Here is a 6426-nt window from a genome sequence, read left to right on the forward strand (position 1 = left end):
AAGCTCGGCCACAGCCGTCAAGGGCGCTTTCGAGGAATTGATTTCGGCTCGCGTGCGCGGCGTCGTTCGGGCTTGCGGATGGACTCGACTCACTGGCTTTTATCGTGTTGGAAGGCTTCGATAACACCCCGCAAAAGGTCTCTGGCTCGGAACAGCGGCCAGCTGCGGATTGGCACATGATCACACGGGATGGGACATCTAGTGCAGTGTTCCACGCGATGCGGAACCTCAGTTTCACAACGCGTTCACTGTCACGCTGACCTTCACGACGAAGTGAAGCTGCAAATCCTGAGTGCCTTTAGAGCTCGATGGTCTGCACTGTGCGCTATCTGAGAGGCTGAGAGAAGAAGTAAGGACATGGCCCGAAACAACCTACCTATTCCGGGCCATGTCCCAAGGAAGCCCTGCCAGCCGTCGCGAATCACTCCGACTTCAAGAGCGCTCGCGCCGCGCCCAGGCCTGCGCCCGTGAGCGCGCTCACCACCTCGTATGCCTGGGCGAAGGGCGTGAGCTGCAGTCGATGACCGAAGAGCCACACGGCGATCGACGCTGCACCGATCATGGCCAAGGGCTTCAACTGACTCGACATCGCTTCAGCCATCACAAAACAAACAAGTGCGGCCCCGAGCAGGTAGGCCGAAAACCACCGCAGCATCTTGTGCGACACATATTGATATAGCAACAGTCCGTCCAGCCGCACAAGCATGGACCACAGCCGGCGGTGGACGCACAGGGCCCCGTAAGCGATGTCGCAGTGATCCTTGAACGCGGAGCGTGTCGCGCCCGTCGTCGCCACTTGTGCACACAAGTCGGGCGCGCTCACGACGCGGTGTCCACCGCACAGCACCATGAGCGACACATGCATGTCATGCAAGGCATTGGCCGGCGCGGGGTGGTAGAGGGCGGCACGCACCGCGAACAGCGCACCATCGGCGCCCATGGTCGAGCCGGTGTCGGTTTCCAGCGAGCGAATCCATGCATCGAAGCGTCGGTATATTAATGTGGCTGACCATCGTGAGTCACCCGCCGCCACGGGGTCGAACTCAGCGCACACACAGCCCACGGCCCGGTCGCTGAAATGCGTGTCAAGCTTGTCCAGCAGATCCTCGTCGAGCATCGCGCGCGCATCCGCGAAGACGAGGACGTCGGCACGCGTTCGATTCGCAAGGGAGTTCATGGCATGCGACCTGCCGCGCATCAGCGGCGACGAATAGAACTCGACACAGCTGGTGTGCGGCGCCAGCATGTCGCGCAAGCTGCCAACATCGCCTTCGGCATAGATCAATAGCTGCACCTGCGGCCTGCCAGCGCGAAGCGCCATGAGATTGCTCAGCTTCTCAGGTGTCAGGCCGACCGTGTGGTTCACGTAGGTGCATATCGCAAACCGTGTCGGTGCAAGTGGTCTGGACCACTTGCACGAGCCCGCAATTCTTCCTCGGCATGCGCGCAGCACTACCAGTGACAACGGGTAGGTGATGAATGCATGCAGTGCGAGCGCAAGCGACACCCCTGCAAGAGTCCAAAGTGCGTTAGGCGCCATTGAAAGTCCTCCAGCCAATCGTGCCGCCTGAACAAGAAACTCGCAAGCAAAACATGCGCGAGAACTGTTCGTCACTTAATGCTGCACCTTTACACAACTTGCGCACACCTACTGCGTGTAGCCTCGCCCGACTTCAAGACTTGATGCAGTGTCATGTGCGTCTTCCTTATGGGGCGAAAAGCACCTCCAAGCATCATCGTGGGTTCGCATTGGGGCGAGTTGAAACCGCTCGCACATGCAGGTGGATTGGCGCGAATGTTGCGTCGCGCAAGACGATCGAAAACATAAGCCGACAGTCAGGAGGTGGTCCGTGAAAGCTGCGAGTTTTGTAGCGGGTTCCCGCATGGTCGACTGCGCATCCAGATCCCGCGAACCTGTGCGTGATGCACTCTTTCTGCGCTTGAATCAGGCGGCAGCCTTGCTGCTGCTGCTCATGCTTAGCCCCTTGTTGTTGCTCGTGACTTTCCTCATATGGCGACGCGACGGCGCTCCTGTACTCTTTGCGCATTACCGCGTGGGCCACAACGGCAAGCTATTTCGCTGCATGAAGTTTCGAACGATGCTGCGCAATTCAGAACAGGTGCTGTCGGATCTCCTGCGCGACGATCCGAAGGCCCGTGCGGAATGGGTCCAAGACCAGAAGCTCAGCAACGACCCGCGCATCACGCCTGTCGGCCACTTCCTGCGCAAGAGCAGCCTCGATGAGTTGCCGCAATTGCTGAACGTGTTGCGCGGGGAAATGAGCCTCGTCGGCCCGCGCCCCATCACGGTGGCTGAGCTCACGCGTTACGGCAAGGTCCGCTGGCACTACTTGAGCGTGAGGCCCGGAATCACCGGGCTTTGGCAGGTGAGCGGACGCAACAACACCACGTATGACGAACGCGTTGCACTCGACAGGCATTACGTCGAGCAACGCTCACTCTGGCTGGACATCGGTATTCTGGTCAAGACCGTGCGCGTGGTCGTGGCTCGCGAAGGCGCCCGCTGATTTTCTCAAGGAGATGTCATGCAACGTGAAGCACGGTGGACCGACGTCAGCACCGGCAAGGTCGTGCATGTGGTCGGCTGCGTCACCGACGAGGTGTTCAGCTTCCTTGGTCCGGCGACGAACGCGCTCGCGCGCACAGGCGTCGACCAGACGGTGGTGATGATCGACGAACTCCGCTACCGGCATCACGTGTTGAGCCTGCATGAGTCCGCCGAGTTGATGCTCATGCCAAGGCTGCGCAATCCGGTCAAGCAGTGGCGGGCCGTGCTTCAAGGCTGTCGGCATGCGCTCGAGGGTGGCCCCTTGCGCACCGTGCACCTGCACGGCCTGTTGGCTTGCCTCGTCGGTGCGATCGCAGTTCGGACCACCGGAGTGAAGGTTCCGATCTTCTATTCACCGCATGGTTCTCGATCCCTCGGACAGCTCCGTGCTCTGGGGACCCTGATGCTATGGCTATTCCGCCCCGTGCTTCGACCCGCGCGACACGCGGCCATTGTCAACGTGCCGCAAGAGAAGATGGCGCTCGACCAATGGAAGTCGGTGGAGCTCGTTGAAAGTCCAGTGAATGATGCCTTTTTCAACAAGCCTCGAAACGAAGCACGGCACCCATTGCTCGTGACCGGCGGCCGCGGGCAAGGCGCGCGCAGTGCTGAGCTGTTTGCACAGCTTGCCGTTCTCTTGAGCGGCGAAGATCTGCATATCAGTTTCAACTGGATCGGCACGGTCGACCCGGTGTCTCATGTCAGGCTGAATGCGGCAAGTGTCGGCGTGTTCGAGAGGACCAGCGATGATGACTGTGCACAGCGGTTGGCGGCCGGCTGGATCTATGTCGCGCTGGGTGGAACGCGCGGATTTCCACTCTTTCTCGTCGAAGCAATGGCCGCGGGGCTACCATGCGTCGCCATGGACAGCGCTCAGCATCGTGAGGTCATCCGCGACGGCGAAACGGGTTTCCTGTGCGGCACCGAGCGCGACATGATTGCCCGCATTGCGACGCTCATCGACAACCCGAGTCTGCGTGCACACATCGGCCAAGCGGCGCGCGAGGAAGCAAAGCCCCGCTTCGGCCGGTCGAAGTTCAACGCCAGGCTGCTGGCGGCCTATGCCCTCCTCCAATGAAACAACCATGAAGCACCATCGCGAGAGCGGCATCGCATCTCACACTTGGCTCGAACGTCTCGGTTGGCAAGCGCGCCGCGATCTGGAGCAAACGAGCACCGACATGTGGCGCTGGCGGCGCATGAACCCGCAAGGCCATGGCGTCGCGACCCGATCGGGTGCGGGCAGATCTTGCATGACCATTCCCACATGATGCCCTCGCAAATCTTCGATGTGCTCAAGGCCCGCTGGCGTTCCGCGGCCATCGTGTTCTTCGGTGTCGTGACTTTGGTGGTTGCGGCAAGCTTGCTGTTGCCGCGGCAGTACACGGCTACGGCGTCGGTTTTGCTCGACGCGAAGTCTCCCGACCCGATCGCGGGCATCGTGCTGCCTGGCATGACCCTTTCGGGCTACATGGCGACCCAGGTCGACGTCATTCAAAGCGAACGCGTGGCATTGCGCGCGCTCGACATGCTCAAGCTTGACCAAAGCAAGGTCCAGCAGGAGCGCTGGCGCGAGGCCACTCAATCCAGAGGCGAATTTCGTTCGTGGCTTGCGGAGATGGTTGCGACTAGGCTCGACATCAGGCCAGGCAAGGATTCAGACGTCCTCACGGTTCGCTACACCTCGCCCGATCCGCAATTCTCGGCCGACGTGGCCAATGCAATCGTCAAAGCCTATATCGACACCACGCTCGAGCTGCGTGTCGAGCCGGCCAAGCAATACAACAACTTCTTTGATGACCGCGCCAGGCACCTGCGCGACGAGCTCGAGGCGGCGCAGGCCAAGCTGTCGGCCTATCAGCGATCCAAGGGCATCATCGCGACCGACGAGCGGCTCGACGTGGAGAACGCGCGCCTCACGGAGTTGTCGACCCAGCTCGTCGCCTTGCAGGGCGTGGCGGAAGAATCGAAGACGCGGCAGGGACAGTTGGGTGCAAACGGCGACCGCATGTCCGAGGTTTTGAACAACCCGCTCATCACGAACCTCGCGACCGAACTTGCCCGCCAGGAAGCACGGCTGCGTGAAGCTGAATCGCGGCTGGGCGAAGCCAACCCGCAAGTGCAGGAACTGCAGGCCAACATTGCCGAGCTGAAGTCGAAGATCGAGTCCGAAACGCGTCGAATCAACGGTAGCGTCACGGTCAACAACAGTGTGAATCAGACGCGCGTCAGCGAATTGCGCCGGGCGTTGGAAGAGCAGCGCGTGAAAGTCTTGCGGCTCAAGGGCCAGCGCGACGAAGCGGCGGTACTGCAGCGCGACGTCGAGAACGCACAGCGTGCCTATGACGCGATGTTCGCGCGGGTGAGCCAGTCGCACGTGGAAAGCCAGCTCACGCAGACCAACGTGTCGGTGCTCAAGCACGCCACGCCACCGCCTTTCCCTTCATCCCCGAAGCTGCTGCTCAACAGCATCGTCGCCGTGGTCCTGGGGCTTGTGCTCGCTGCCGTGACGGTGTTGGTGCGCGAGCGGCTGGATCGCCGTGTCCGCAGTGCCGACGATGTTCAGCAATTGCTTGCTCAGCCATTTCTCGGTGTGTTGCCGGCGCCTTCGCGCGCCGCCGCTGCGGGTCAGTTGCGCAAGCGCCTGACGCAAGCCGCGAGTCCGACCGCTGGTGTAGGCGGGGGTGCGGGTGCGAGTTCGAGTGCGATGGCCAGCATGACTTCGGCGGCTTGACGAGATGAAAGTCATGCCTGTTTCTCTCCATGCGTTGCACACGACGTCAAGCGGCGGCGATGCGAAGTTCGACGACGCACACACCCGCGTGGTCGACCGATCCATCGGCGACTTCATTCGCGAGGCGCGGCGCCTGAGCGATGAGCAGGTGACGAAGATTCTGGAGTATCAACGCACACATTCGTCGCGCTTCGGCGAGGCGGCGATTGCACTCGGTCTCGCGTCATCCGAGGATGTGCTGTGGGCGCTGTCCCAGCAGTTTCATTACCCGTATGCGCAAAGTGATGACGCGGTCTTTGACGAAGAACTGGTGACTGCGGTCGACCCTTTCAGCGACCAGGCCGAAGTGTTTCGCGAACTGCGAAGTCAATTGATGATGGGTGTGCTTGCAAGCGACCAGCCTCGCCGCGCGCTTGCGGTGGTGAGCCCCGACATCGGCGACGGCAAGAGCTTCTTCGCGGCCAACCTGGCCGTGAGCTTCAGCCAACTCGGCGGGCGCACCTTGCTGCTCGATGCGGACATGCGAACCTCGCGACAGCATCGCATCTTCGGCGTGGACAATCGAACGGGGTTGAGCAGTGTGCTGGCGAACCGCTGCGAGTCCGATGTCATTCAGCAGGTCAGGGATTTGCCGAGCTTGTTCGTCATGACTGTTGGGACCTTGCCTCCCAATCCGCTGGAGCTGCTGCAGCGACCTGCGTTCGGCATCTTGATGAAAGAGCTTCTCGGCAAGTTTGATCATGTCGTGGTCGACACACCGGCGGCAGTGCATGGCGCGGATGCACGCGTGCTGGCTGCGCAAAGCGGCGCGGCGGTGGTGATCGCGCGTCAAGGAGAGACGAAGATGTCAGCGCTGCAGGGCTTGCTCGGCGGGCTTGCCAAGGGGCCTTGCAAGTTGGCGGGGGTGTTGATGAATGAGCATTGAAGGCGCGCAGTGTCTGCGCGGCTTTGCTGCCCCTTACACCTCGTCCACGGGATGCTCGCCATAGTGCAGAGAGTCTTTAGTCTGGCGGACGCGGCGGCCCGGTCTCCGCTGACGGCACGGCGTGACCGCCGCGGCCGGTAGGCTAAAGATCCCGTTGCACTGAACCGCCCGTATGGCGGTGGCGCTATGGGAATTGAA

Annotated in this window: 6 protein-coding genes; 5 read left to right on the forward strand and 1 reads right to left on the reverse strand. The window is 61.4% G+C overall.

Annotated elements, in window-relative coordinates; genetic code table 11:
- Positions 1-421: 421 nt before the first annotated feature.
- Positions 422-1540: a glycosyltransferase family protein gene (locus AC30NL_RS07610; RefSeq protein WP_489463405.1), complete on the reverse strand. Its 1119-nt coding sequence runs from the start codon at positions 1538-1540 to the stop codon at positions 422-424.
- 310 nt (positions 1541-1850) lie between these two features.
- On the opposite strand from AC30NL_RS07610, the gene AC30NL_RS07615 reads away from it, so the two are divergent.
- From AC30NL_RS07615 to AC30NL_RS07635, 5 genes are read left to right on the forward strand one after another with little or no spacing between them, the layout of a single operon-like run.
- Positions 1851-2528, forward strand: a complete 678-nt coding sequence (locus AC30NL_RS07615) for a sugar transferase (protein ID WP_489463406.1) — start codon at positions 1851-1853, stop codon at positions 2526-2528.
- A gap of 18 nt (positions 2529-2546) precedes the next feature.
- The gene (locus AC30NL_RS07620) at positions 2547-3647 is read left to right on the forward strand and encodes a glycosyltransferase (protein WP_489463407.1); all 1101 of its coding nucleotides are present in this window, start codon (positions 2547-2549) and stop codon (positions 3645-3647) included.
- Positions 3648-3654: 7 nt separating this feature from the next.
- Entirely contained in the window at positions 3655-3840 is a 186-nt protein-coding gene (locus tag AC30NL_RS07625) for a hypothetical protein (protein ID WP_489463408.1), read from the forward strand.
- On the forward strand, positions 3837-5303 hold the full coding sequence (gene epsF / locus AC30NL_RS07630; RefSeq protein WP_489463409.1) for a chain length determinant protein EpsF: 1467 nt from the start codon (positions 3837-3839) through the stop codon (positions 5301-5303). The genes AC30NL_RS07625 and epsF overlap by 4 nt, the downstream gene beginning before the upstream one ends.
- 13 nt (positions 5304-5316) lie before the next feature.
- Complete coding sequence (locus AC30NL_RS07635) at positions 5317-6228, forward strand: polysaccharide biosynthesis tyrosine autokinase (protein ID WP_489463410.1); 912 nt, start codon at positions 5317-5319, stop codon at positions 6226-6228.
- Positions 6229-6426: the final 198 nt, after the last annotated feature.

The organism is Rhizobacter sp. (assembly GCA_021153565.1).
Classification (GTDB): Bacteria; Pseudomonadota; Gammaproteobacteria; order Burkholderiales; family Burkholderiaceae_C; genus Albitalea.